We start from the raw sequence: 23,824 nt of genomic DNA, 5'->3' as shown, positions 1-23,824 counted from the left end.
GATCAGAAGAGTCCTGCCACCGCGCCGACCACGAGCGTGGCGACGACGCCGAGGGCGAGCACGCCGGCGGTCACCGCGAGCACGAGGGGCACGTTCATGCCCTCCTTGGATGGCGGCGCCATCATGGCCTTGCCGGGGCCCTGCGTGCTGATCGCCCGCGTCGCGGCGACCGGCGCGACACCCGTGCCGGTGACATCCTCGACGCTGCTGTCGAAGATGCGGTCGACGTCGCTCGAATCGATCTGGCTCGGGTGCACACCGGTCGAACCGTAGCTGCGCGGCAGGTCGATCGAACCGGTCACGATGATCTCGCCGCTCGGGGCGAGCGGGGTGCCGGCGAGGGCGCCCTGATCGGGCAACGTCGGCAGGATCAGCGCGTTCGTCGTGGTGGGAACGCCGCGCGGCGACCCGCCGCGTGAGAGCAGCTGGTCGTACGGCTCGACGCGTTCGTCGGGCAGGTTCAGCTGCGAGGTCCAATGGCCGACCGGCTTGGGTGCGACGACCGGCTCGTCGAGCCCAGCGTCGACGGTGGTGTGCGGCGCAGCCGCTCGTCCGGGCGCCGGCTGATGCGGATGCCGCGACGGCGCCTGCGACGACGGCGCACGCCCGTCGGGCGCGCCCTGCGGCGGCCGCTGCTGCGGTGAGGGCCCGCGCTGCGGCGCGGCCGCGGATGCGGGTCGCTGCGGCACCTCGTCGAACTCGTCGCCCTCGTCGAAGCCGTCGCCCGCGTGGGAATCGAGCATCGCACGGAGCTCGCGGCGCGTGAGCGTGCGCTCGGGCGTGGTGCGCTGCGCGGGCGCGCTGCGCGGCGGGCCCTGCGGCGGACGCGGCGCCTCGCCCTGCGGCGGCCGCTGCGGGCCCTGCGCGCGGGGGTCGCCCTGAGGGACCGGCATGGCTCCCGAGGTGTACGCGTCGCGCGATGGCGGTGCGGCCTGCGGATACGGCTGCTGCGGGCCTCGGGCCGGAGCATCGGACCAGGCCTGCGGCGGGCGACCGGGCGCCTGGGGCGCCCGGGGCGCCTGTCGCTGTTCACCGGGTCGCGGTTGCGCACCGGGAGGGCCACCGGGCGCGCCGCGGGCAGGCGCGCCGTGGCCGCCGCCCTGCGGACCCGTCGGCTGCGGCACCCGCGGCTGCTGCGGGTACGGCTGCTGCGGGTAGGCGGGCGGAGCCGCCTGCGGCGGCTGGGCGGGCGCCGGCGCATCCGCCGGCTGGGACGCCGAGGCAGCCTGCTGCTGCTCGATCAGCCGCTCGCGCTCGCGAATCTCGCGGCGCGTGAGCGGCGGTTCCTGCGACGACGTCATTCGACACTCCGATAGAGGTGGTGCTTGGAGATGTACTGGACGACCCCGTCAGGCACCAGGTACCACACCGGGAATCCCCGATGCACTCGGTCCCGGCAGTCTGTCGACGAGATCGCCAGCGCCGGAACCTCCAGCAAGCTTACGTCCTGCTCGGGCAGTCCCGAAACGGACAACACGTGTCCCGGACGACTCACAGCCACGAAGTGCGCGAGCGACCACAGCTCCTCGACGTCCTTCCAGGAGAGGATCTGCGCGATCGCGTCGGCCCCCGAGATGAAGAACAGGTCGGCCTCGGGGCGCTCGGCGTGGATGTCGCGGAGCGTGTCGATCGTGTACGTCGGCTTCTTCCGGTCGATGTCGACCCGGCTCACGGTGAACCGCGGGTTCGACGCGGTGGCGATCACCGTCATGAGGTAGCGGTGCTCGGCCGGCGTGACGACCTCTTTGTAGTACGGCCGCCCAGTCGGGACGAACACCACCTCGTCGAGGCCGAACGACTGCGCGACCTCACTGGCCGCCACGAGGTGCCCGTGATGGATGGGGTCGAACGTGCCGCCCATCACGCCGATGCGTGGTCGGCGTGTCTCGGTGGTCACGACGGCGCCGCGCCTCAGTGGCCGCCGTGCTCCGATCCGGCGTGGCGGGCCGCGTAGGCGGCGGCCTTGGCGCGGTGCCGGTTCGCGACGTCGCGGTACGAGTAGGCGACGGCGCCGAGCACGAAGAAGACCGCCAGGGCGACGATGCCGTACACGTACGGCTCCATCGGGAGCTCCCTCGCGTGCACCGTCTCGGTCAGCACCGTGCTCGTCAGCACTGCGGTCGCCAGGCTCATTCGCCGCTCCTTCGGTTCTTCGCGGGGGTTCGCTCAGGACAGTCTAGCGGGGACGCGGGAGCCGGGTCGGTTCAGGCGCGGACGTGCCCGGCGCCGCGGACGATCCACTTGGTGCTCGTCAGCTCGGGCAGACCCATGGGCCCGCGGGCGTGGAGCTTCTGCGTGGAGATGCCGACCTCGGCGCCGAAGCCGAACTCGGCGCCGTCGGTGAACCGCGTCGAGGCGTTGACCATGACCGCGGCCGCGTCGACCTCGTCGAGGAAGCGCTCGGCGTTGCCGAGGTCGTTGGTCACGATCGATTCGGTGTGCTTGGTCGAGTAGCGGCGGATGTGGGCGAGCGCGTCGTCGAGCGAGTCGACGATGCCCACCGAGAGGTCGAGGCTCATGTGCTCGGTCGCCCAGTCCTCGTCGGTCGCGGGCACGGCCTCGGGATGGAGCGCCCGGACGCGATCGTCGCCGTGGACGGTGACGCCGGACGCCTCGAGCTTCGCGAGCACGGGCGGAAGCAGTCGCTCGGCCGCATCGGCGTGCACGAGCAGCGTCTCGAGTGCGTTGCAGACGCTCGGCCGCTGCACCTTCGCGTTGTGGACGAGGTCGACCGACCAGTCCTCGCGCGCGCTCGCGTCTAGGAACATGTGCACCACGCCGGCGCCGGTCTCGATGACGGGCACCGTGGCCTCGTCGACGACGGCGCGGATGAGCGCCGCGCTCCCCCGCGGGATCAGCACGTCGACGTGGTCGCGCGCGCGCATGAGGTGCCGTGCACCCTCTCGGCCGAAGTCGTCGACCGTCTGCACGGCGTCGCCCGGAAGCCCGGCGCCGGCGATCGCCTCACGCAGCACGTCGACGAGCACCGCGTTGGTGCGCTCGGCCGCCGAGCCGCCGCGGAGCGCGACGGCGTTGCCGCTCTTCAGGGCGAGCGCCGCGATGTCGACGGTGACGTTGGGCCGCGCCTCGTAGATCGCGCCGACCACGCCGAGCGGCACGCGCACCTGCTCGATCCGGACGCCGTTCGGCAGGGTCCGGCCGCTGACGGTCTCGCCGACCGGGTCGGTGAGGGCGACGAGGTCGAGGACCGCGTCGGCGATCGCGCCGATGCGCCGCTCGTCGAGCGTGAGCCGGTCGAGCAGTCCCTCGCCGAGGCCCGACGCGCGGCCCGCGTCGAGGTCGAGGCGGTTCGCGGCGACGATGTCGTCGGCGCGGGCGCGGAGGCGGTCGGCGATCGCCTGCAGCGCGGCATCCTTCTCGGCGGTCGTGGCGCGCGCGAGGCCGCGCGACGCCTCCTTCGCGGCGGCGAGGCGCTCGTCGAGCACGGTGGCGAGGTCGGCCGCGAGGTCGGCGGCAGGATCGGTGCGGACGTCGGTCATGCTGCCAAGCCTAGTTCGACCGGGACGACCACGGGCGGGTGTGACGTCAGTCGGCGGCGGGCTCGAACCACGTGCCGATCGGCTCGCCCGCGAGTGCCTGCGAGACGAGCGAGGTCGCCGTGAGCAGCACGCCGGCACCGGATGCCGCGGCGATCCGCGCCGCTGACACCTTCGTCTCCGCACCCCCGGTGCCCACGCCGGCGCGCCCGATCGACCCGATCTCGACGCCCGCGAGCGGGTCGCCGTGCGCCACGTGCTCGATGCGCTCGGCCCCCTCGAGGTGCGGCGGCCGGGTGTAGAGCGCGTCGACGTCGGAGAGCAGCACGAGCAGCTCGGCGTCGACGAGCTCGGCGACCATGGCGGCGAGGCGGTCGTTGTCGCCGAACCGGATCTCGTGGGTCGCGACGGTGTCGTTCTCGTTGACGATCGGCAGGATCCGCAGTCCGAGCAGTCGCTCCATGGCGCGCTGCGCATTGAGTCGGTGCGTGTCGTTCTCGAGGTCGCCCGCGGTGAGCAGCACCTGGCCGGCGACGATGCCGTAGCGGCGGAGCGAGTTCTGGTAGCGGTAGATCAGCACGTTCTGGCCGACCGAGGCGGCGGCCTGCTGGGTCGCGAGATCGTCGGGCCGCGCGTCGAGCTTCAGGTACGGCATGCCCGTCGCGATCGCGCCCGAGGAGACGAGGATCACCTCGGCGCCGCGCGCGTGCGCGACCGCGAGCGCGTCGACGAGCGGTTCGATCTGGCCGGCGTTCTCACCCGAGATCGACGACGACCCGACCTTCACGACGATGCGCTTCGCGGTCGCGACGGCGTCGCGGGCCAGTGGACGTGCGGTCACCGCTCCCCCTCATCGCTCGACTCGGCGCCGCCGACCTCCTGGGCTTCGTCTGCCCACAGGCCGGCCTCGCGCTCGCGCTCGAGCTCGGCGCGTGCCTCGGCCTTGGCGTCCATGCGCTCGTGGTACCCGCTGCGGCGCTCGGCGCGCGTGGCACGTCGGTTGTCATCGAGGCGGATGTCGGCACCACGCGGCGACGTGATGAGCTCGGCCGTCGAGGTGAGCGTGGGCTCCCAGTCGAAGATGACGCCCGCGCCGGCCCCGATCACGACGGTCGAGCCGGCGACGGCGCCCGCGCGGACGAGCTGGTCCTCGACCCCGAGCCGCGCGAGGCGGTCGGCGAGGTAGCCGACGGCCTCGTCGTTCTGGAAGTCGGTCTGCGCGACCCAGCGCTCAGGCTTGGCGCCGAGGATGCGGTAGATCGTGCCGTAGCTGCCGCCCTCGGGGCGGACGACGAAGTCGGGCTCCTGCACGGCCTTCGGACGCAGCACGATGCGGGGCGCCTCGGCCGCGTGCGCGGCATCCTTGCGGGCACGGTCGACGACCTCGCCGAGCGCGAAGCCGAGCTGGCGCAGGCCCTCGTGGCTGACCGTGGAGATCTCGAACACGCGGTAGCCCCGCGACTCGAGCTCGGGGCGCACGAACTCGGCGAGCTCGCGTGCCTCGGGCACGTCGACCTTGTTCAGCGCGACGAGCTGCGGGCGCTCGAGCAGCGGCACCTGCCCCTCGGGCACATCGTAGGCGCCGAGCTCGGCGAGGATCACGTCGAGGTCGCTGATCGGGTCGCGGCCGGGTTCGAGCGTCGCGCAGTCGAGCACGTGCAGCAGCGCCGAGCAACGCTCGACGTGGCGCAGGAACTCGAGCCCGAGACCCTTGCCCTCGCTCGCCCCCTCGATCAGGCCGGGCACGTCGGCCACGGTGAAGCGGTGGTCGCCCGCCTGCACCACGCCGAGATTCGGATGCAGCGTCGTGAACGGGTAGTCGGCGATCTTCGGCCGCGCCGCGGACATCGCGGCGATGAGGCTCGACTTGCCGGCCGACGGGAAGCCGACGAGCGCGACGTCCGCGATGGTCTTCAGCTCGAGCGAGACCTCGCCCTCGAAGCCCGGCGTGCCGAGCAGCGCGAAGCCGGGCGCCTTGCGCTTCTGCGAGGCGAGCGCGGCGTTGCCGAGCCCGCCCTGGCCGCCCGGGGCGACGACGAAGCGCATGCCCGGCTCGGCCAGGTCGGCGAGCTCGACGCCGTCGGCGTCCTTGACAACGGTGCCCACCGGAACCGGGAGTTCGAGGGGTTCGCCGGCCGCACCGGACCGGTTGTCGCCCATGCCGGGCTGGCCGTTCTCGGACGAGCGGTGCGGGCGACCGTGGTACGAGAGGAGCGTCGTGACCTGCGGGTCGGCGACGAGCACGATGTCGCCGCCGTCGCCGCCGTTGCCGCCGTCGGGGCCGGCGAGCGGCTTGAACTTCTCGCGGCGCACCGAGACGCACCCGTTGCCGCCGTGGCCGGCACGGACGAACAGTCGCACCTGATCGACGAAGCTCACCATGGCCGCGTCACCTCTCTCTGGAAACACGTGAGGGCGAGCCGAAGCCCGCCCTCACGACAACGACCGACGACTACGCGTCGACCGCGACGATGTTCACGACCTTGCGGCCGCCCTTGTTGCCGAACTGGACCGCGCCGGCCTCGAGGGCGAACAGCGTGTCGTCGCCGCCACGACCCACACCCGCACCGGGGTGGAAGTGCGTGCCGCGCTGGCGGACGAGGATCTCGCCCGCCGAGACGACCTGGCCACCGAAGCGCTTCACGCCGAGGCGCTGCGCGTTCGAGTCACGACCGTTGCGAGTGGAGCTCGCACCCTTCTTGTGTGCCATTGTCCCTGTCTCCTCTGGCCGTTACTTGATGCCGGTGATCTTGACGCGCGTGAGCTCCTGACGGTGGCCCTGGCGCTTCTTGTAGCCGGTCTTGTTCTTGAACTTCTGGATCACGATCTTCGGGCCGCGGAGGTCGTTCAGGACCTCGGCCGTGACCGTGACCTTGGCGAGCGACTTCGCGTCGGAGGTGATCTTGTCGCCGTCGACGAGGAGGACGGGCGTGAGCTGGACGTTGCCGTCCTTGTCGGCCTTGATCCGGTCCATCGTCACGATGGTGCCGACCTCGACCTTCTCCTGCCGGCCACCGGCGCGCACTACTGCGTAAACCACTTCTCGTACCTATCTCCAGGGAGTCATACGACTCCGCCTAACTGATGGGATGTCACTGCGCGGATGACCCCAGCGGGAAAGGAGGGTCGTCACTGCCAGAAAACTGTGCGTGCCCACCGTGATAAGCGGCGGCACCAACGGTCGAGTTTACCGGATGCCGGAGAGGCGGTCAAACGGAGGCCGCCCCGCGTGTCACGCGCACTGCCGGCGGGGGTGCAACGGCCCGCGGGCGTACACTCGGCGCCATGGCCGTGCTCATCGATCCGCCGCTGTGGCCCAAGCACGGCACCGTGTGGTCGCACCTGGTCAGCGACTCCTCGATCGAGGAGCTCACGGCGTTCGCCGAGCGCGCCGGGATCCCCCGTCGCGGGTTCGACCTCGACCACTACGACGTGCCCGCCGAGCGGTACGACGAGCTCGTCGCGGCCGGCGCCGAGCCCGTGCCGCCACGGGAGCTCGTGCGCCGGCTCGCCGCGAGCGGGCTCCGCGTCACGCCGCGCGAGCGCCGATCACTCGGCGCCTGACTCCCGAGCGTCGTCGGACCGCGTGATCACGGGCGGCGCACCGGCCGGGCTCAGCGCCGCGGTCGACACGCGACGGCCGCGCGAACGCGCGCGACCCTCACCGGCCGCCTTCGGCGCCGGCAGCGCGTCGAGCACCGAGTCGAGCAGCGTCTCGGCCTCGGCGACGCGGACGGGACGCTCGCGGCGGGTGGGAGGCTCGGGCAGCTCGATGATCGGTGCGGAAGGCTCGGCCTGCGGGACCTCGACGGCCGCCTGCTCGCCGAGCGCCTCGGCGCCGGGCTCAGCGGCCGCGTCGGCTGCGGACTCGGCGGCCTGCGAACGCTCGCCGCCTGCGCCGCCCGAACCGCGCGAGGCGCGGCGGCGACCGCGGCGGCGGCCGCCCGTCGACTCGGATGCCTCGCCGGCCGGCGCCTGCTCGGCGGTCGGGGCCGGCACCTCGGGTTCGACCGGCTGCGCCTCCGCCGCCGGCGCGGACGGCGCCTTGTGCTCGCCGTGCGCCACGGTCGAGGCCGCGATCTGCGCGAGCGCGTGCTTGACATCCTCGGTGATGGCGTGCGTGCCCTGGTGGGCCTTGTCGCTCGCGGGCTGGGTCGACGGGGCACCGCCTCCGTTGCCGCCGCCGCGGTTGCGGTTGCGGCCGCGTTCGACCTGCTGCTGCGGTGCGCGGTGCTTGGCGATGGGCTCGTGGTGCACGATGATGCCGCGGCCGGCGCACACCTCGCACGGCTCGCTGAACGACTCGAGGAGACCGAGGCCGAGCTTCTTGCGCGTCATCTGCACGAGGCCGAGGCTCGTGACCTCGGCGACCTGGTGCTTCGTGCGGTCGCGCGACAGGCACTCGACGAGCCGACGCAGCACGAGGTCGCGGTTGGACTCGAGCACCATGTCGATGAAGTCGACGACGATGATGCCGCCGATGTCGCGCAGTCGCAGTTGGCGGACGATCTCCTCGGCCGACTCGAGGTTGTTCTTGGTCACCGTCTCTTCGAGGTTGCCGCCGGAGCCGACGAACTTGCCCGTGTTGACGTCGATCACGGTCATCGCCTCGGTGCGGTCGATGATGAGCGAACCGCCCGACGGCAACCACACCTTGCGCTCGAGGGCCTTCTCGATCTGCTCGCTGATGCGGAACTCGTCGAAGGCATCGCGCTCGCCGGCGTACGCCTCGACGCGCTCGAGCAGGTCGGGCGCGACCTGGCCGAGGTACTTCTCGATCGTGCGACGCGCCTCGTCGCCCGCGATGATCATCTTCTGGAAGTCCTCGTTGAACACGTCGCGCACGATCTTGATCAGCAGGTCGGGCTCGGAGTGCAGGAGCGCCGGCGCCTGGACCTTCTCGATGGTCTGCGAGATGTCGGCCCACTGGCTGATCAGGCGGTTCACGTCGCGCGTGAGCTGCTCCTCGGTGGCCCCCTCGGCCGCCGTGCGGACGATGACGCCCTGGTTCTCGGGGAGCACCTCCTTGAGGATCTTCTTCAGTCGCGCGCGCTCGGTGTCGGGGAGCTTGCGGCTGATGCCGTTCATCGAGCCGTTGGGGACGTACACGAGGTAGCGGCCCGGCAGCGAGATCTGGCTCGTCAGTCGCGCGCCCTTGTGGCCGACCGGGTCCTTCGTCACCTGGACGAGGACGCGGTCGCCGGGCTTGAGCGCGAGCTCGATGCGACGCGGCTGGTTCTTCTCGCCGTTCTCGGCGGCGGCATCCCAGTCGACCTCGCCCGAGTACAGCACCGCGTTGCGGCCGCGGCCGATGTCGACGAAGGCCGCCTCCATGCTCGGCAGCACGTTCTGGACGCGGCCGAGGTAGACGTTGCCGATGAGCGAGGCGTCCTGGTTGCGCGCGACGTAGTGCTCGACGAGCACGCCGTCCTCCAGCACGCCGATCTGGATGCGGCCGCCCTTCTGGCGCACGACCATCCGGCGGTCGACCGACTCGCGACGGGCGAGGAACTCGGCCTCGGTGATCACCGCGCGGCGGCGACCCGCGTCGCGGCCGTCGCGGCGGCGCTGCTTCTTCGCCTCGAGGCGGGTCGAGCCCTTGACCTTCTGCGGCTCGGTGATGAGCTCGGGCTCGCGGGGCTTGCGGACCTTGACGACGGTGTTCGCGGGCTCGTCGGCGGCCGTGCGCGACTCCTCGCCGCTGCGGCGGCGGGCACGGCGACGCACGCTCGACCCCTCGCCCTGGCCGCCGGCCTCGCGCTCGGGGCGCTCCTCCTCGACGGGCGGCGCGAACACCGGCGGGGCGTGGAAGATGAGCGACGTGGTGGTCAGCACGGCCGGGATCGGCGACTCCGGAGCGGGCTGCTCTGCATCGGCATCGGATGTCGCGGCGTCGGCGGACTCCGGCTCGGTGCCGGCCTCGGCCGACTCGCTCTCGTTGGCGGGCTCCCCCGCGTCGCCGGCATCGCCGGCGTCGGACTCGCCCTCGGCCTCCACCGCGGGCGCGGCCGACTCGGCGAGCGCCGAGGCGTCGGCCGTCGCGTCGGGCGCCGGTGCCGCGGCATCCGTCGTCTCGACCGACTCGCCGGGCTCGGCCGGCTCGTTCACCGCGTCGCCGCCCGCGCGGGGAACGACCTGGGCGCGTCGCCCTGAGCGGCGAGCGCCGAACAGTCCGGCGCGACGCCGCGGCGCCTCGTGCTCTGATGCGTTCGGCGGTGTTCCGTTGTCTTCCACCATCTCTGGTGCACTCCTACACCGGGGGCGATGGCCGCGCCATCTCTCCCGTACTCCTCAGAGCGATCCTGCGCCGTGCGCGGGATCGCCAATCCTTCACTGCTGCGCCCGGCGGGTGCCGGTGACGCCAAATCTCGCGGTTGCTCCGCGGATGGGATGCGGTGCATCCTCAAAGCCCTCGTTGGCGTCGCACCGGGCGCGGCCCGGACGACTCCTCCGATTATCGCATGCTCTCCCAGCTCGGCGCGGAATCGGCGTGCCAGAATCGGCTCATGCCCGATTCCCCCCGCACGGCGCGGCCGATCGCGTTCGCCGTCTTCCTGGTCATCGCCGGCGGTCTCGGGCTCCTGGCCGCGTTCGAGCTGTCGCTCGAGAAGATCCTCACCCTGACCGATCCGGGCTACGAGCCCGGGTGCAACGTGGGCGTGCTGGTCGGGTGCAGCGTCAACCTCGCCTCGCAGCAGGGCGCGATCTTCGGGTTCCCCAACCCGTTCATCGGCCTCATGGCCTGGCCCGTGGTGATCACGATCGGGATGGCGCTGCTCGCGCGCGCCCGGTTCGACCGCTGGTTCTGGATCGGGCTGAACGTCGGCGTGACGGGCGCGCTCGCGTTCGTGATCTGGCTCATCGCCCAGAGCATCTACGTGCTCGACGTGCTGTGCCCCTGGTGCATGCTCACGTGGGCGGTGACGATCCCCGTGTTCTGGGCCGTGACGTTCCGGAACCTCCGCGAGGGCGTGGTCACGTCGGACGAGCGCGTGCGCCGGTTCGGCGCCGTCGCGCTGAACTGGGTGGTCGTGGTCACGATCGCGAGCTACGCGGTGGTCGTCGTGCTCGCGCAGGTGCACATGGACGCCATCCCCCGCGTGCTCCTCGACCTGCAGAACCTGTTCTAGGGAGTGCGGGCGCGGGGCGGCGGCATCCGTCGGCCGGACCCCGCCGCCACGCGCGAGCGGACGCGACGCCGCTCAGGCGAACCAGAGCGCGAGCTCGCGCTCGGCCGACTCGACCGAGTCGGAGCCGTGCACGAGGTTCTGCTGCACCTTCAGGCCCCAGTCACGGCCGAAGTCGCCGCGGATCGTGCCGGGCGCCGCGGTCGTCGGGTCGGTCGTGCCGGCGAGCACGCGGAAGCCCTCGATGACGCGGTTGCCCGCGACCCTGGCCGCCACGACGGGGCCGGACTCCATGAACTCGACGAGCGGCTCGTAGAACGGCTTGCCCTCGTGCTCGGCGTAGTGCGCGGCGAGCAGCTCGCGGTCGGCCTGCAGCATGCGGAGGTCGACGAGCGAGTAGCCCTTCGCCTCGATGCGGCGCAGGATCTCGCCGGTGAGGTTGCGGGCGACGCCGTCGGGCTTGACGAGCACGAGGGTCTCTTCGATCGCGGTGGTCATGCGGGTTCCTTTCCCGGTTCGGTTCCCCCGGCGGCCTCCGCCGCCCGGGCGCGGTCGATGCGAGCGCCGACGACCATGCAGTAGGCCCACATGCCGCCGAAGATCGCGCCGACCAGGTACATGGCGGGGTTGAGCAGGCCGGACGCGAGGACCAGCACCTGCAGCGCCCAGCCGAGGACGTAGGCCCACTCGTAACGCAGGAGCGGGATCGTGAGCAGCATCAGCAGCACGAGCACGCCGCCCGCGGCGAGCGGCGTCCACGCGGGCAGCCCGAACGGGCCGCCATCCTCCCTGGAGAGCCCCCAGATCACCAGCACGCCGAGGAAGACCACGACGGCCTCGAACACGAGCACGATCGAGGCGAGGCTCTGGCGCACCGAGCGTGCAGGTCGCGCGGAGCGCGCGCCCTCGGCCGGCTCGTCGGGCGCCGGCGCGGCGGCGTCGCTCATCGGCTCCCCCACTCGCGGTCCTCGGCGATCGCCATCGCATCGCCGACGAGCGTGATCGATCCGGTCACGACCACGCCGCGCTTGTCGGCGCGCCCCGCCCAGTCGCGGGCCTCGTCGAGCGCGTCGTCGAGGCGCTCGATGACGTCGACGCGCTCGGCGCCGACGATCGAGACGACGGATGCCGCGAGCTCGCCGGCCGGCACGGCCCGGTCGGATTCCGACTGCGTGACGAGGAACCGGGCGCCGGCGGGCTCGAGCGCGCGCACGATGCCGCCGGCATCCTTGTCGCCGAGCACGCCGAGCACGATCAGCAGCTCGTCGAAGTCGAAGTACTCGCCGATCGCCTCGACGAGCGCGGTCGCGCCGTGCGGGTTGTGCGCGGCGTCGACGAGCACGGTCGGGTCGGTGGAGATCGGGTGCAGCCGTCCGGGCGAGCTCACCGAGCCGAGGCCCTCCTCCAGCACGTCGTCGGCCAGGCGCACCGCGCCGCCGAGGAACGACTCGACGGCCGCGATCGCGAGGGCGGCGTTCTCGGCCTGGTGCCGCCCGTACAGCGGCAGCGCGAGGTCGCGGTACTCGCCCGCGAGCCCGCGGATGGAGACGAGCTGGCCGCCCACGGCGACCCGTGAGTCGAGCACCGCGAAGGCGCCGCCCTCGACCGCCACGGCGGCATCCTTCGCCGCGGCGACCTCGTGCAGCACCTCGAGGGCCTCGGGGGCCTGGAAGGCGGTCACGACCGTGGCGCCCGGCTTGATGATGCCGGCCTTGGTGCGGGCGATCTCGGCGACCGTTCGGCCGAGGCGCGACTCGTGGTCGAGCGCGATCGGCGTGAACACGGCGACCTGGCCGTCGGCGACGTTCGTCGAGTCCCACTCGCCGCCCATCCCGACCTCGAGCACGACGACGTCGACGGGCGCGTCGGCGAACGCCGCGAACGCGAGCACCGTGAGCGCCTCGAAGAACGTCAGCGGCTCCTCGACGCGGTCGGCGAGCTCGGCGTCGACCAAGTCGACGAACGGCTCGATCTCGCCCCAGATCCGGGCCACGGCCTCGTCGGCGATGGGCTCGCCGTCGATGCGGATGCGCTCGGTGAAGCGCACGAGGTGCGGGCTCGTGAGCAGGCCGGTGCGCAGTCCCTGGGCGCGCAGGATCGACTCGATCATGCGGCTCGTCGACGTCTTGCCGTTCGTGCCGGTCAGGTGGATGACGGGTGCCGCGCGATGCGGGTCGCCGAGCAGTTCCACGGCCCGCCGGGTGGCGTCGAGCCGGGGCTGCGGCGCGGACTCGCCGACGCGGGCGAGCAGCGCGGCATACACGGCGTCGGCCGCGTCGCGCTCCTCGGGCGTCGCCTCGGGGGCGGCGTCGTTCACGGGACGCTCACCTCCGCGACGCGGTCCACGGCGACGACGAGCTTCGAGCCCTCGCCGACCGCGCGGGCGCCGTCGCCGCGCACGTCGCCCTCGGCGATGCGCACCTCGGTCGCGAGCGTCTCGCGCGCGATGAGCTCGCGGTGCGCCTCGGCCGCCGCCGCACCCGCCGCGTCGAGTGTCAGCTCGAGCCGGATACGGTCGCCGACTTCGAGGCCCGCCGCCTTGCGCGACTCCTGCACGGCACGCACGACGTCGCGCGCGAGCCCCTCGGCCTCGAGCTCGGGGGTCGTCTGCACGTCGAGGATCACGAAGCCGCCGTCGGCGAGGAGGCCGAGCGCGCTGCCGCCCTCGCCCGTGCCCGCGGCCTCGAGCACGAGCTCGTACTCGCCGGGCTCGAGCGCGATGCCGCCGGCGACCACGTTCTCGCCCTCGAGCGACCAGTCGCCCGACCGGGCGGCCTGGATCGCCTGCTGCACCTGCTTGCCGAGTCGCGGGCCCGCCGCCCGCGCGTTGACCGTGAGGCGCTTCGTCACGCCGTACGCGGCGGCGCTCGACTCGTCGAGGGCGACGAGGTCGACGCGCTTCACGTTGAGCTCGTCGCGCAGGATCGCCTCGAACGGCGCGAGCGCCGCGGCATCCGCCGTCACGACCGTCAGCAATTCCAGCGGCAGGCGCACCCGGCGGCTCGCCTGCTTGCGCAGGGCCAGCACCGCGCCGGTGACCTCGCGCACCGCGTCCATCGCCGCGACGAGCTCGGGGTCGGCCGGGAACTCGGACGCGTCTGGCCAGTCCTCGAGGTGCACGCTGCGGCCGCCGGTCAGGCCGCGCCAGACCTGCTCGGTCACGAGCGGGAGCATCGGCGCGGCGATTCGCGTGAGCGTCTCGAGCACCGTGTAGAGCGTGTCGAACGCCTCGGCGCCCGCTCCGTCGGCGTCGACGCCCTGCCAGAACCGGTCGCGCGACCGGCGCACGTACCAGTTGGTGAGCACGTCGGCGAAGTCGCGCAGCTTCTGCGACGCCAGCGGCGAGTCGAAGTCCTCGAGGTCGGCCGTGACGGCCTCGACGAGGTCGCGCAGCTTCGCGAGCAGGTAGCGGTCGAGCACGTCGGTCGAGGAGGTCGAACGGGACGCCTCGTAGCCGCCCTCGCGCGCCGTGTTGGCGTAGAGCGAGAAGAAGTACCAGGTGCTCCACAGCGGCAGCATGAGCTGGCGCACGCCCTCGCGGATGCCCTCCTCGGTGACGACGAGGTTGCCGCCGCGGAGCACCGAGCTCGACATCAGGAACCAGCGCATCGCGTCGGAGCCGTCGCGGTCGAACACCTCGTTGACGTCGGGGTAGTTGCGCAGCGACTTCGACATCTTCTGCCCGTCGTTGCCGAGCACGATGCCGTGGCTCACGACGTTCTCGAAGGCCGGTCGATCGAAGAGCGCCGTCGAGAGCACGTGCAGCGTGTAGAACCATCCGCGGGTCTGCCCGATGTACTCGACGATGAAGTCGGCCGGATGGTGCGTGTCGAACCATTCCCGGTTCTCGAACGGGTAGTGCACCTGCGCGAACGGCATCGAGCCCGAGTCGAACCACACGTCGAGCACGTCGGGGATGCGACGCATGGTGGACATCCCGGTCGGGTCGTCGGGGTTCGGACGCGTGAGTTCGTCGATGTACGGACGGTGCAGGTCGGGCTCGCCGTGCTGGTTCAGCGGCAGGCGGCCGAAGTCGCGCTCGAGCTCCTCGAGCGAGCCGTACACGTCGACGCGCGGGTACGCCGGGTCGTCGGACTTCCACACCGGGATCGGGGAGCCCCAGTAGCGGTTTCGGCTGATCGACCAATCGCGCGCACCCGAGAGCCACTTGCCGAACTGGCCGTCCTTGACGTTCTCGGGCACCCAGGTGATCTCCTGGTTGAGCTCGCCCATACGGTCGCGGAACTCGGGCACGCGAACGAACCAGCTCGAGACCGCCTTGTAGATGAGCGGGTTGCGGCAGCGCCAGCAGTGCGGGTACGAGTGCTCGTAGCTGGCCTGACGCAGGAGCCGCCCCTCGGCCTTGAGCAGCTGGGTGAGCGGCTTGTTCGCCTCGCTCCACAGCAGCCCCGCGACATCCGTCACCTCGGGCAGGAACTTCCCGCCGTCGTCGAGCGAGAGCACGACCGGGATGCCGGCCGCCTCGCACGCCTTCTGGTCCTCCTCGCCGTAGGCGGGCGCCTGGTGCACGAGGCCCGTGCCATCCTCGGTCGTGACGTACTCGGCGATGAGGATCGTCCAGGCGTTCTCGAGGCCCCAGTGCTCGACGTCGGCGTAGTAGTCGAACAGCCGGTCGTACGTGACGCCCTCGAGTTCAGCGCCGCGCACCGTGCGACTCACGGCCGCGCGGGCGTCGTCGGCGGAGTCGTAGCCGAGCTCCTTGGCGTAATTGCCGACGAGGTCGACCGCGAGCAGGTACTCGGCGCCGAGCACCTCGATGTCGGACGGCGCGTCGCCGCCGCGCTCACGGAGGACCGTGGCATCCGGGGTGCCGTTCGGGCCGGCGGGCACGACCGCGTACTCGATGTCGGGCCCCACGGCGAGCGCGAAGTTCGTCGGAAGGGTCCAGGGCGTCGTGGTCCACGCGAGCGCGCGGACCGCCGTCAGGCCGAGGGACTCCGCCTTCGCGCCCGTGAGCGGGAAGGTGACCGTGACGGACTGGTCCTGCACGTTCTTGTAGACGTCGTCGTCCATGCGCAGCTCGTGGTTGGACAGCGGCGTCTGGTCTCGCCAGCAGTACGGCAGCACGCGGTGGCCCTCGTACGCGAGCCCCTTGTCGTGCAGCTGCTTGAAGGCCCACACCACCGACTCCATGAAGGTGACGTCGAGCGTCTTGTAGTCGTTCTCGAAGTCGACCCAGCGGGCCTGGCGGGTGACGTACTCCTCCCACTCCTCGGTGTAGCGGAGCACGGCGTCGCGCGCGGCCTGGTTGAAGGCCGCGATGCCCATGCGCTCGATCTCGCTCTTGTCGGTGATGCCGAGCTGGCGCTCGGCCTCGAGCTCGGCGGGCAGGCCGTGGGTGTCCCACCCGAAGCGGCGGTGCACCTGCTTGCCGCGCATGGTCTGGAAGCGCGGGAAGAGGTCCTTGGCGTACCCCGTGAGGAGGTGGCCGTAGTGCGGCAGGCCGTTCGCGAACGGCGGGCCGTCGTAGAAGACCCACTCGGGGGCGCCCTCGCGCCGGTCGATGGACGCCTGGAAGGTGCCGTCGGCCTTCCAGTGCGCGAGCACGTGCTGCTCGATCGCCGGGAAGGACGGCGACGGCGTGACGGACTGCTGCTCGGGGTCCTGGCCCTTGGGGTACAACGCTCGCTCCTGCTGGATTCGCCGGTTCCACGAGGACGGTGCGCCCGTCGAGCGCCACCGCGGTACCACCCCGCTTGCCCCGGCGATGCCGGAGCCTCTCGTTCCTCAGCTGTGACGGGCTGGTCCCGTTCGGTTCTAGTGACGACCCGGATGCCTAGTGGCGCCCGTTCCGCGTTCTTCCGAAGACTCCCCGGTGATGGCCGGATCGCAGTCGTTGGCTACCAGAGTACCGTGCGGGGGCCGGTCGGCGCTCGTCGCGGGGCAAGCCGGGATCAGCGGTATGCCTCGCGGATGAGCGAGAGGAGTGCGGGGGCGTCGACCCCGTTGAGTCGCGCCTCGTCGACGAGGTCGTGGATGGCGCCGGCGAGCGCCGTGTGGTGGCCGAGGCGCTTCGCGACGACCGCGCCGCGGCCGGGGTGCAGCTCGATGAGCCCCTCGTCGCGCAGCACGCGGTACGCCCGGAGGACGGTGTGCACGTTGACCTCGAGCGCCTTCGCGAGCTCGCGCGCGGCGGGCAGGCGCTCGCCGTAGCCGACGCGGCCGTCAACGATGGAGGCGCGCAGCGAGGAGGCGAGCTGGCCGAACAGCGGTCCGGGCGCGGTGGGGTCGAGGCGGATGCGCACGTTCCGACCGTACGGCGCTCGCCTGCGCACTTCAAGCGCATTGTGCTAGGGCGAATAGCGCAAGTTCCTTGTCGTGCCATTCGCTCGCTGTCAGGATGGTCAGCCGTGACCACTGCAGTCCCCTCCACGGAATCCCTCCCACCGAGCTCCTCCCCCGTCCGCCGCGTCGCCTGGGCGTCGATGGTCGGCACCTCGCTCGAGTCCTTCGACTTCTACGTCTTCGCCTACTTCAGCGCGTATTTCATCGGCCCGCTGTTCTTCGACCCGCTCGGCCAGTTCGGCGGCACCCTCGCGGCCTTCGCCACGATCGGCGTCGCCTTCGTCGTGCGCCCGATCGGCGCGGCGATCTTCGGCCACCTCGGCGACCGCATCGGCCGCCGGGCGACCCTGCTCTGGACGGTCGGCGTCATGGGCGTCGCGACGGGCCTCATCGGCCTCCTGCCCACCTACGCGCAGGCCGGATGGCTCGGCGCCGTGCTGCTCGTCCTGCTCCGCGTCGCCCAGGGCCTGTCGCTCGGCGGTGAGTGGGGCGGCTCGATCCTGCTCGCGACGGAGCACGCGCACCCCGTCAAGCGCGCGTTCTACGCGGCGGTGCCGCAGCTCGGGTCCCCCGTCGGGTCGATCCTCTCGGCCGTGGTCTTCATCGTGATGACCCTCGCGCTGCCGGCCGACCAGCTCGCCGAGTGGGGCTGGCGCATCCCGTTCCTGCTCGCGTTCCCGCTGCTGCTCGTCTCGCTGTGGCTGCGCATCTCGATCGATGAGACGCCCGTGTTCAAGGCCGTCGTCTCCGAGCACCGGCGCGACCGCGTGCCGTTCGCGGCCATGTTCCGCGCCCAGCCCGTGGCCCTGCTCGTGGCGTTCGGTGCGGCGATGCTCGGCATCGGCTCCTACTCGCTCATGAACACGTACACGATCAACTACGGCGTCACGACCCTCGGCTTCAGCTTCCAGGACCTCCTCGTGGCGACCACGATCGGCGGCCTCCTGCAGCTCGTGACCATCCCGCTGTTCGGCTGGTGGGCGACCCGCATCGGCTCGGCGAAGGTCGTCGCCTACGGCGCGCTCGGCACGCTCCTGATCACGTTCCCGATGTACTGGCTCCTCCAGTTCGCGAGCTTCCCCGTGCTCGTCGGCACCATGATCGTCGGCGGCATCCTGCCGACCATGTCGTGGGCGGCGCTCGGCGGCCTGATGAACGACCTGTTCGCCGACCACTACCGATACTCGGCGCTCTCGGTGGCGTACGCCGTCGCGGCCGCGGTCGCGGGGTTCATCCCGCTTCTCACGACGCTGCTCGGCGAGTCGACCGGCTACGTGTGGTGGCACCCGGGCGTCGTGCTGGCGCTGCTCTCGGCGATCACGCTCGTCTCCGCGTGGGCCGCCGCGCGGATGCGCCACGCGCCCATCTCGGAAGACGGGCGCGAGGTGCAGCCCGTCGCCGCATAGGACGTGGCGGATGTCGCGGCGCGCGCCCGCGACATCCGCCCGCCCTGCTCGACCCGCGCCCGGTTCAGGCCGATCACGGCACGGATCGGGCGACTCCGGTAGGCTTGAGCGTCCCACATTCAGGCACCCCCACGGACTCGGTGCCGCACATACCGAACCGGAGCATCATGACCGACACCGCGCGCATTCCCGACAAGCCCGCTCTCGAGGGCCTCGAAGCCAAGTGGGGCGATGTCTGGGAGTCCGACGGCACCTACCGGTTCCACCGCGACGGGGTGACGCGCGAGCGCATCTTCTCGATCGACACGCCGCCGCCGACCGCCTCCGGCTCGCTGCACATCGGCCACGTGTTCTCGTACACGCACACCGACGTCATGGCGCGGTTCCAGCGCATGCGCGGCAAGTGCGTCTTCTACCCCATGGGCTGGGACGACAACGGGCTGCCCACCGAGCGCCGCGTGCAGAACTACTACGGCGTGCGCTGCGACCCGTCGCTCCCGTACGAGCCCGGGTTCACGCCGCCGTTCGAGGGCACCGAGGGCAAGACCATCAAGCCCGCGGACCAGGTGCCGATCAGCCGCCGCAACTTCATCGAGCTCTGCGAGCGGCTCACCGCCGAGGACGAGCAGCAGTTCGAGGCGCTCTGGCGCACGCTCGGCCTCTCGGTCGACTGGACCCAGACGTACCGCACCATCGCCGACGAGGCGCTGTTCACCTCCCAGCTGGCCTTCATCCGCAACGTCGAGCGCGGCGAGGCGTACCAGGCGCTCGCGCCGACCCTGTGGGACGTCACGTTCCGCACCGCCGTCGCGCAGGCCGAGCTCGAGGACCGCGAGCAGCCCGGCCACTACCACCGCGTCGCGTTCCACAAGCCCGGCGGCGGCCACATCGAGATCGAGACGAGCCGGCCCGAGCTCATCCCTGCATGCGTCGCGCTCGTGGCCCACCCCGACGACGAGCGCTACCAGCCGCTCTTCGGCACGACGGTGACCACCCCCGTCTTCGGCGTCGAGGTGCCCGTCGTGGCGCACCACCTCGCCCAGAAGGACAAGGGCACCGGCATCGCCATGATCTGCACCTTCGGCGACGTGACCGACGTGGTGTGGTGGCGCGAGCTCGACCTGCCCAACCGCGCGATCATCGGCTTCGACGGCCGCATCATCTCCGAGGCGCCCGACGCGATCACCTCCGAGGTCGGCCGCGAGGCCTACGCGCAGCTCGCGGGCAAGACCGCGTTCTCGGCCAAGCAGGCCGTGGTCGAGCTGCTGCGCGAGTCGGGCGACCTGCTCGCCGACCCGAAGGCGATCACGCACCCCGTGAAGTTCTACGAGAAGGGCGACCGCCCGCTCGAGATCGTCTCGACCCGGCAGTGGTACATCGTCAACGGCGCGCGCGACGTGTCGCTCAGGGAGCGCCTCGTCCAGCGCGGCCGCGAGATCGACTGGCACCCCGACTTCATGCGCGTCCGGTACGAGAACTGGGTCGGCGGACTCTCGGGCGACTGGCTCATCTCGCGCCAGCGCTTCTTCGGCGTGCCCATCCCCGTGTGGTACCCGCTCGACGGCGACGGCAACCCGGTGCACGACCAGCCGATCGTCGCGACCCGCGAGATGCTGCCCGTCGACCCGTCGTCCACGGCGGCGCCCGGCTATGACGAGTCGCAGCGAGGCGTGCCCGGCGGGTTCGTCGGCGAGCACGACATCATGGACACCTGGGCCACGTCGTCGCTCACCCCGCAGCTCGCGGGCGGGTGGGAGCGCGACCCCGAGCTGTTCGACCTCGTGTTCCCGTACTCGCTGCGGCCGCAGGGGCAGGACATCATCCGCACCTGGCTGTTCTCGACGGCGCTCCGCGCCCAGCTCGAGCACGGCGTCGCGCCGTGGGGCAACGCCGCGATCTCGGGCTTCATCGTCGACCCCGACCGCAAGAAGATGTCGAAGTCGAAGGGCAACGTCGTGACCCCGGCGGGCCTGCTCGAGCAGCACGGCTCCGACGCCGTGCGCTACTGGGCGGCGTCCTCGCGGCTCGGCACCGACGCGGCGTTCGACCCGCAGAACCCGACGCAGGTCAAGATCGGCCGGCGCCTCGCGATCAAGGTGCTGAACGCGGCGAAGTTCATCCTCGCCTTCGAGGGCCGGGCCGATGCCGCGGTGTCGGTGCCGATCGATCGCAGCATGCTCGCCGGGCTCGCCACGGTCGTCGAGCAGGCCACCCGCGCGCTCGACGCGTACGACCACGCCCGCGCGCTCGAGGTCGCCGAGACGTTCTTCTGGACGTTCTGCGACGACTACCTCGAGCTCGTGAAGGAGCGCGCGTACGGCGAGCCGAGCGAGGAGCAGGCGTCGGCGGTCGCCGCGCTGAAGACCGCACTCAGCGTGCTGCTGCGCCTGTTCGCCCCCGTGATCCCCTTCGCCGCCGAGGAGGCGTGGCGATGGTCGAACGACGGCTCGGTGCACGTCGCGTCGTGGCCGACGGTCGACGAGCTCGCGGCGCGCGGCGATGCCGGCGTCGAGCTGATGGAGCTCGCGAGCCTCGCGCTCACCGGCATCCGCAGAGCGAAGACCGACGCGAAGGCCTCGCAGAAGACCCCGGTCGCGCGCGCCGTGATCGCCGCGCCCGAGGCCGCGACGGCGCTGCTCGCGCACGCCGCTGGCGACCTGCGCGCCGTCGGTCGCATCGGCCTGCTGGAGTTCGCCGCGTCCGAGGAGCTCGAGGTGCGTGACGTCGAGCTCGAGATCGTCACCGAGGAGGCCCGCGCATGAACGTCACCGTCCGCGACATCGCCGAGAACGACTTCTTCGGCTGGCTGCCCCTGTTCGACGCGCACTGCGCCGGGCGAGGCGCCCAGCTCGACGACACCAAGGCGCTCATCGTCTGGAGCTGGATCCAGGACGGGCGCAACGGGCTCCGTGCCGCGCTCGCGGTCGACGACGAGGGCACCCCGATCGGCCTCGTGCATTACCACCCCGAGCCGCGCACGTTCGACGCCACCGTCGGCGTCGTGGTCGACGACCTGTACGTCACCGAGGAGCACCGCCGGAACGGGGTCGCGCACCGGCTGCTCGACCTCGTGCGCGGGCACGCCGCCGAGCTGCACGCGGCGCGCCTCACCTGGACGAACGACCCGGAGGACGCCGACGGCCTCGCCCTCTCCGACGACGTCGCGCGCCGCAGCCCCGCGATCACCTTCGAGCAGGACCTCTGATGCGGCTCGGCACGCGCTGGTCGTTCGGCGACGAGCCGCCCGCGTCGGTGCCGGCGGAGCTCCGGCCCCTGATCGCCGCGGCCGAGTCGCGCGCGACCGACGGAGCCGGCCGGCACTGGACGCTCACCTGGCTCGAGGGACGGCCGATCGCCGAACTCGACGACGGGACCGTCGTGACGACGGGCGCCGCGCCCTCCGGCACCCACGCGGAGGCCGACGATTGGTGAGCGCCCTGCGCTCATGAGCCGAGTGCGCGCGTGAGCCGAGTCGCTCAGGCGCGCGCGATGATCTCGCCGTGCGGCATGAGCAGCCACCCCTCGGGATCGGCGGCCCAGTCGCGCCACGCCTCGGCGACGAACTCCAGTTCGGCGTGCGTGGCGTGGCCCGACTCGATGGCGTGCGCGGCGAAGGTGGACTGCGTCGCCCGCTCCGACCACGCGCCGCCCCACCACTCGCGATCGCGGTCGGATGAGAAGACCCACACCGAACCCGTGGCCGTGACCTCGTCGAAGTCCGCGGCACGCGCCCACTGCTTCAGCAGCCGGCCGGCGCGCGATTCTCCCCCGTTCCAGGCGTACACCTCGCGGTTCAGCTGCAGCCACCGCGTGAGGCCGTCGGAGTCGGGATTCCAGATCACCCCGCCGTAGTCGGCGTCGCGGGCGGCGAACACGCCGCCTGGCTTCAGCACGCGGCGGATCTCGCGCATCACGTCGACTGGCCGGCCGAGGTGCTGCATGACCTGGTGGGCGTGCACGACGTCGAACTGGTCGTCGTCGAAGTCGAGCGCGTACGCGTCGCCGACGCGGAACTCGACGTTGGCCACGCCCTCGCTCGCCGCGAGGCCGGCCGCGCGGTCGACGACCTCGGCCGACGCGTCGATGCCGATCACCGTGCCCGGACGCACGCGCCGCGCGAGGTCGATCGAGATCGTGCCCGGCCCGCTGCCCACGTCGAGCACCCGGAGCCCCGCCCTCAGGTGCGGGACGAGATAGGCGGCCGAGTTGTCGACCGTCCGCCATTCGTGCACCCGGAGGACGCTCTCGTGGTGGCCGTGCGTGTACCCCTCACGGGTCGCGGATTCCGGTGCGCCGTCCATGGGACGAGCCTATTCCTCCGGGCCGCTCCAGGGTCAGATCGCGAAGCCCAGCGCGCGCATCATGTCGCGGCCGTCATCGGTGATCCGCTCGGGACCCCACGGCGGCATCCACACCCAGTTGATGCGGAACCGCTCGACCGTGCCGTCGAGCGCCTCGGCGGTCTGCTCCTCGATCACGTCGGTGAGCGGGCAGCCGGCGCTGGTCAGCGTCATGTTGATGACGAGGGCGTCGTTCTCGTCGTCCCAGTTGAGGTCGTAGATGAGCCCCAGGTCGACGATGTTCACGCCCAGCTCGGGGTCGACGACATCCTTCAGCGCTTCGCTGATCTCGTCGAACCGCTCGGGTGCGAGTGAGGTGACCATGATCGGAGTCTACCCGCGCCTACTGGGCCGCCGACTCGGCGACGTGGTACCGGTCGTAGCCCTCTTCCTCGAGGCGGTCGGCGAGCTCGGGGCCGCCCTGCTCGGCGATCTTGCCCGCGACGAAGACGTGCACGAAGTCGGGCTTGATGTAGCGGAGGATCCGCGTGTAGTGCGTGATCAGCAGGATGCCGAGGCCCGTGTTCGCGTGGGCGCGGTTGACGCCCTCGGAGACGACCTTGAGCGCGTCTACGTCGAGGCCCGAGTCGGTCTCGTCGAGCACCGCGAACTTCGGCTTGAGCAGCTCGAGCTGGAGGATCTCGTTGCGCTTCTTCTCGCCGCCCGAGAAGCCCTCGTTGACGTTGCGCTCGGCGAACGCCGAGTCCATCTTGAGGTTGCCCATCGACTCGCGGACGTCCTTGACCCAGCCGCGGATGGAGGGCGCCTTGCCGTCGATGGCGGTCTTGGCCGTGCGGAGGAAGTTCGTGACCGTCACGCCCGGGATCTCGACCGGGTACTGCATCGCGAGGAACATGCCGGCGCGGGCGCGCTCGTCGACGGTCATCTCGAGCACGTTCTCGCCGTCGAGCAGGATCTCGCCCTGGACGACGGTGTACTTCGGGTGGCCGGCGATCGTGTAGGCGAGCGTGGACTTGCCGGAGCCGTTGGGCCCCATGATCGCGTGGATCTCGCCCTCGTTGATGGTCAGGTCGACGCCGCGGAGGATCTCGCGGGTGCCCTGGTCGGTCTCGACGTTGACATGCAGGTTCTTGATCTCGAGCACGGACATGGTCTCGGTGGTCTCTTTCGTTCGTGTCGGCCGCGCG

The 23,824-nt window shown here is 71.7% G+C and carries 23 protein-coding genes; 6 read left to right on the top strand and 17 right to left on the bottom strand.

What is annotated here, in order from left to right; translation table 11 throughout:
* Positions 1 to 2: 2 nt before the first annotated feature.
* From AC3RKB_RS17070 to rplU, 8 genes are all read right to left on the bottom strand, one after another.
* Positions 3 to 1,301 (bottom strand): hypothetical protein, encoded by a 1,299-nt coding sequence (locus AC3RKB_RS17070; protein ID WP_491437456.1) that lies wholly within the window; start codon positions 1,299 to 1,301, stop codon positions 3 to 5.
* Positions 1,298 to 1,897 (bottom strand): nicotinate-nucleotide adenylyltransferase, encoded by a 600-nt coding sequence (nadD, locus tag AC3RKB_RS17065; protein WP_491437454.1) that lies wholly within the window; start codon positions 1,895 to 1,897, stop codon positions 1,298 to 1,300. The genes AC3RKB_RS17070 and nadD overlap by 4 nt, the downstream gene beginning before the upstream one ends.
* Positions 1,898 to 1,911: 14 nt before the next feature.
* Complete coding sequence (locus AC3RKB_RS17060) at positions 1,912 to 2,133, bottom strand: hypothetical protein (RefSeq protein WP_491437453.1); 222 nt, start codon at positions 2,131 to 2,133, stop codon at positions 1,912 to 1,914.
* Positions 2,134 to 2,204: 71 nt separating this feature from the next.
* Positions 2,205 to 3,500, bottom strand: coding sequence for a glutamate-5-semialdehyde dehydrogenase (locus AC3RKB_RS17055; RefSeq protein ID WP_491437451.1), 1,296 nt, complete (start codon positions 3,498 to 3,500; stop codon positions 2,205 to 2,207).
* A 46-nt stretch (positions 3,501 to 3,546) separates the two neighbouring features.
* Positions 3,547 to 4,323 carry a glutamate 5-kinase gene (proB, locus tag AC3RKB_RS17050; protein ID WP_491437877.1) on the bottom strand — a complete coding sequence of 259 codons (777 nt, stop codon included), beginning with the start codon at positions 4,321 to 4,323 and terminating at the stop codon, positions 3,547 to 3,549.
* 11 nt (positions 4,324 to 4,334) lie between these two features.
* Positions 4,335 to 5,879: a GTPase ObgE gene (gene obgE / locus AC3RKB_RS17045; protein WP_491437449.1), complete on the bottom strand. Its 1,545-nt coding sequence runs from the start codon at positions 5,877 to 5,879 to the stop codon at positions 4,335 to 4,337.
* A 70-nt stretch (positions 5,880 to 5,949) separates the two neighbouring features.
* Positions 5,950 to 6,207, bottom strand: a complete 258-nt coding sequence (gene rpmA / locus AC3RKB_RS17040) for a 50S ribosomal protein L27 (RefSeq protein WP_204394428.1) — start codon at positions 6,205 to 6,207, stop codon at positions 5,950 to 5,952.
* A gap of 21 nt (positions 6,208 to 6,228) precedes the next feature.
* Positions 6,229 to 6,537, bottom strand: coding sequence for a 50S ribosomal protein L21 (rplU, locus tag AC3RKB_RS17035; RefSeq protein ID WP_129234758.1), 309 nt, complete (start codon positions 6,535 to 6,537; stop codon positions 6,229 to 6,231).
* Positions 6,538 to 6,782: 245 nt separating this feature from the next.
* On the opposite strand from rplU, the gene AC3RKB_RS17030 reads away from it, so the two are divergent.
* Positions 6,783 to 7,061 (top strand): DUF4031 domain-containing protein, encoded by a 279-nt coding sequence (locus AC3RKB_RS17030; protein WP_491437447.1) that lies wholly within the window; start codon positions 6,783 to 6,785, stop codon positions 7,059 to 7,061.
* On the opposite strand, the gene AC3RKB_RS17025 is transcribed toward AC3RKB_RS17030, so the two are convergent.
* Positions 7,047 to 9,734 (bottom strand): Rne/Rng family ribonuclease, encoded by a 2,688-nt coding sequence (locus AC3RKB_RS17025; RefSeq protein WP_491437445.1) that lies wholly within the window; start codon positions 9,732 to 9,734, stop codon positions 7,047 to 7,049. The genes AC3RKB_RS17030 and AC3RKB_RS17025 overlap by 15 nt on opposite strands.
* A 269-nt stretch (positions 9,735 to 10,003) precedes the next feature.
* Between AC3RKB_RS17025 and AC3RKB_RS17020 the strand changes: the two genes are divergently transcribed.
* On the top strand, positions 10,004 to 10,627 hold the full coding sequence (locus AC3RKB_RS17020) for a vitamin K epoxide reductase family protein (RefSeq protein WP_491437443.1): 624 nt from the start codon (positions 10,004 to 10,006) through the stop codon (positions 10,625 to 10,627).
* A 72-nt stretch (positions 10,628 to 10,699) separates the two neighbouring features.
* On the opposite strand, the gene ndk is transcribed toward AC3RKB_RS17020, so the two are convergent.
* The 5 genes from ndk to AC3RKB_RS16995 all read right to left on the bottom strand — a co-directional run bounded on the left by ndk (position 10,700) and on the right by AC3RKB_RS16995 (position 16,890).
* Positions 10,700 to 11,122, bottom strand: coding sequence for a nucleoside-diphosphate kinase (ndk, locus tag AC3RKB_RS17015; RefSeq protein WP_491437442.1), 423 nt, complete (start codon positions 11,120 to 11,122; stop codon positions 10,700 to 10,702).
* Positions 11,119 to 11,571, bottom strand: coding sequence for a DUF4233 domain-containing protein (locus AC3RKB_RS17010; RefSeq protein ID WP_491437441.1), 453 nt, complete (start codon positions 11,569 to 11,571; stop codon positions 11,119 to 11,121). Before AC3RKB_RS17010 ends, ndk begins: the two co-directional genes overlap by 4 nt.
* Positions 11,568 to 12,941 (bottom strand): bifunctional folylpolyglutamate synthase/dihydrofolate synthase, encoded by a 1,374-nt coding sequence (locus AC3RKB_RS17005; RefSeq protein WP_491437439.1) that lies wholly within the window; start codon positions 12,939 to 12,941, stop codon positions 11,568 to 11,570. Before AC3RKB_RS17005 ends, AC3RKB_RS17010 begins: the two co-directional genes overlap by 4 nt.
* Positions 12,938 to 16,267: an isoleucine--tRNA ligase gene (gene ileS / locus AC3RKB_RS17000; protein WP_491437437.1), complete on the bottom strand. Its 3,330-nt coding sequence runs from the start codon at positions 16,265 to 16,267 to the stop codon at positions 12,938 to 12,940. Before ileS ends, AC3RKB_RS17005 begins: the two co-directional genes overlap by 4 nt.
* Before the next feature lie 272 nt (positions 16,268 to 16,539).
* A complete protein-coding gene (locus AC3RKB_RS16995; protein WP_491437436.1) occupies positions 16,540 to 16,890 on the bottom strand; it encodes a GntR family transcriptional regulator in 351 nt (116 codons plus the stop codon).
* Positions 16,891 to 16,995: 105 nt separating this feature from the next.
* On the opposite strand from AC3RKB_RS16995, the gene AC3RKB_RS16990 reads away from it, so the two are divergent.
* The 4 genes from AC3RKB_RS16990 to AC3RKB_RS16975 all read left to right on the top strand — a co-directional run bounded on the left by AC3RKB_RS16990 (position 16,996) and on the right by AC3RKB_RS16975 (position 21,768).
* On the top strand, positions 16,996 to 18,336 hold the full coding sequence (locus AC3RKB_RS16990; RefSeq protein WP_491437434.1) for an MFS transporter: 1,341 nt from the start codon (positions 16,996 to 16,998) through the stop codon (positions 18,334 to 18,336).
* 167 nt (positions 18,337 to 18,503) lie between these two features.
* Positions 18,504 to 21,098, top strand: a complete 2,595-nt coding sequence (gene valS, locus AC3RKB_RS16985) for a valine--tRNA ligase (protein WP_491437433.1) — start codon at positions 18,504 to 18,506, stop codon at positions 21,096 to 21,098.
* Positions 21,095 to 21,541 carry a GNAT family N-acetyltransferase gene (locus AC3RKB_RS16980; protein ID WP_491437431.1) on the top strand — a complete coding sequence of 149 codons (447 nt, stop codon included), beginning with the start codon at positions 21,095 to 21,097 and terminating at the stop codon, positions 21,539 to 21,541. Before valS ends, AC3RKB_RS16980 begins: the two co-directional genes overlap by 4 nt.
* Positions 21,541 to 21,768 carry a hypothetical protein gene (locus AC3RKB_RS16975; RefSeq protein ID WP_491437429.1) on the top strand — a complete coding sequence of 76 codons (228 nt, stop codon included), beginning with the start codon at positions 21,541 to 21,543 and terminating at the stop codon, positions 21,766 to 21,768. The genes AC3RKB_RS16980 and AC3RKB_RS16975 overlap by 1 nt, the downstream gene beginning before the upstream one ends.
* Before the next feature lie 44 nt (positions 21,769 to 21,812).
* On the opposite strand, the gene AC3RKB_RS16970 is transcribed toward AC3RKB_RS16975, so the two are convergent.
* The 3 genes from AC3RKB_RS16970 to sufC are packed head-to-tail and all read right to left on the bottom strand — an operon-like array spanning position 21,813 to position 23,787.
* Positions 21,813 to 22,637, bottom strand: a complete 825-nt coding sequence (locus AC3RKB_RS16970; protein WP_491437427.1) for a class I SAM-dependent methyltransferase — start codon at positions 22,635 to 22,637, stop codon at positions 21,813 to 21,815.
* Positions 22,638 to 22,670: 33 nt separating this feature from the next.
* Positions 22,671 to 23,000, bottom strand: coding sequence for a metal-sulfur cluster assembly factor (locus AC3RKB_RS16965; RefSeq protein WP_491437426.1), 330 nt, complete (start codon positions 22,998 to 23,000; stop codon positions 22,671 to 22,673).
* A 19-nt stretch (positions 23,001 to 23,019) separates the two neighbouring features.
* Positions 23,020 to 23,787 (bottom strand): Fe-S cluster assembly ATPase SufC, encoded by a 768-nt coding sequence (gene sufC, locus AC3RKB_RS16960; protein ID WP_491437425.1) that lies wholly within the window; start codon positions 23,785 to 23,787, stop codon positions 23,020 to 23,022.
* Positions 23,788 to 23,824 lie beyond the last annotated feature (37 nt).

The organism is Agromyces capsici (genome assembly GCF_058349965.1).
The sequence above is the reverse complement of the archived record's forward strand: the minus strand, read 5'-3'. Positions and strand labels throughout refer to the sequence as shown.

What these genes read in the sequence shown, in the direction of transcription:
- AC3RKB_RS17020 (WP_491437443.1), top strand. Translation starts at nt 10,004, where the DNA reads ATGCCCGATTCCCCCCGCACGGCGCGGCCGATCGCGTTCGCCGTCTTC.
- AC3RKB_RS17055 (WP_491437451.1), bottom strand. Translation starts at nt 3,500, where the DNA reads ATGACCGACGTCCGCACCGATCCTGCCGCCGACCTCGCGGCCGACCTC.
- AC3RKB_RS17010 (WP_491437441.1), bottom strand. Translation starts at nt 11,571, where the DNA reads ATGAGCGACGCCGCCGCGCCGGCGCCCGACGAGCCGGCCGAGGGCGCG.
- AC3RKB_RS17070 (WP_491437456.1), bottom strand. Translation starts at nt 1,301, where the DNA reads ATGACGTCGTCGCAGGAACCGCCGCTCACGCGCCGCGAGATTCGCGAG.
- AC3RKB_RS17030 (WP_491437447.1), top strand. Translation starts at nt 6,783, where the DNA reads ATGGCCGTGCTCATCGATCCGCCGCTGTGGCCCAAGCACGGCACCGTG.
- AC3RKB_RS17025 (WP_491437445.1), bottom strand. Translation starts at nt 9,734, where the DNA reads ATGGTGGAAGACAACGGAACACCGCCGAACGCATCAGAGCACGAGGCG.
- AC3RKB_RS16975 (WP_491437429.1), top strand. Translation starts at nt 21,541, where the DNA reads ATGCGGCTCGGCACGCGCTGGTCGTTCGGCGACGAGCCGCCCGCGTCG.
- valS (WP_491437433.1), top strand. Translation starts at nt 18,504, where the DNA reads ATGACCGACACCGCGCGCATTCCCGACAAGCCCGCTCTCGAGGGCCTC.
- AC3RKB_RS17060 (WP_491437453.1), bottom strand. Translation starts at nt 2,133, where the DNA reads ATGAGCCTGGCGACCGCAGTGCTGACGAGCACGGTGCTGACCGAGACG.
- rpmA (WP_204394428.1), bottom strand. Translation starts at nt 6,207, where the DNA reads ATGGCACACAAGAAGGGTGCGAGCTCCACTCGCAACGGTCGTGACTCG.
- ndk (WP_491437442.1), bottom strand. Translation starts at nt 11,122, where the DNA reads ATGACCACCGCGATCGAAGAGACCCTCGTGCTCGTCAAGCCCGACGGC.
- AC3RKB_RS16965 (WP_491437426.1), bottom strand. Translation starts at nt 23,000, where the DNA reads ATGGTCACCTCACTCGCACCCGAGCGGTTCGACGAGATCAGCGAAGCG.
- AC3RKB_RS16980 (WP_491437431.1), top strand. Translation starts at nt 21,095, where the DNA reads ATGAACGTCACCGTCCGCGACATCGCCGAGAACGACTTCTTCGGCTGG.
- sufC (WP_491437425.1), bottom strand. Translation starts at nt 23,787, where the DNA reads ATGTCCGTGCTCGAGATCAAGAACCTGCATGTCAACGTCGAGACCGAC.
- obgE (WP_491437449.1), bottom strand. Translation starts at nt 5,879, where the DNA reads ATGGTGAGCTTCGTCGATCAGGTGCGACTGTTCGTCCGTGCCGGCCAC.
- AC3RKB_RS16970 (WP_491437427.1), bottom strand. Translation starts at nt 22,637, where the DNA reads ATGGACGGCGCACCGGAATCCGCGACCCGTGAGGGGTACACGCACGGC.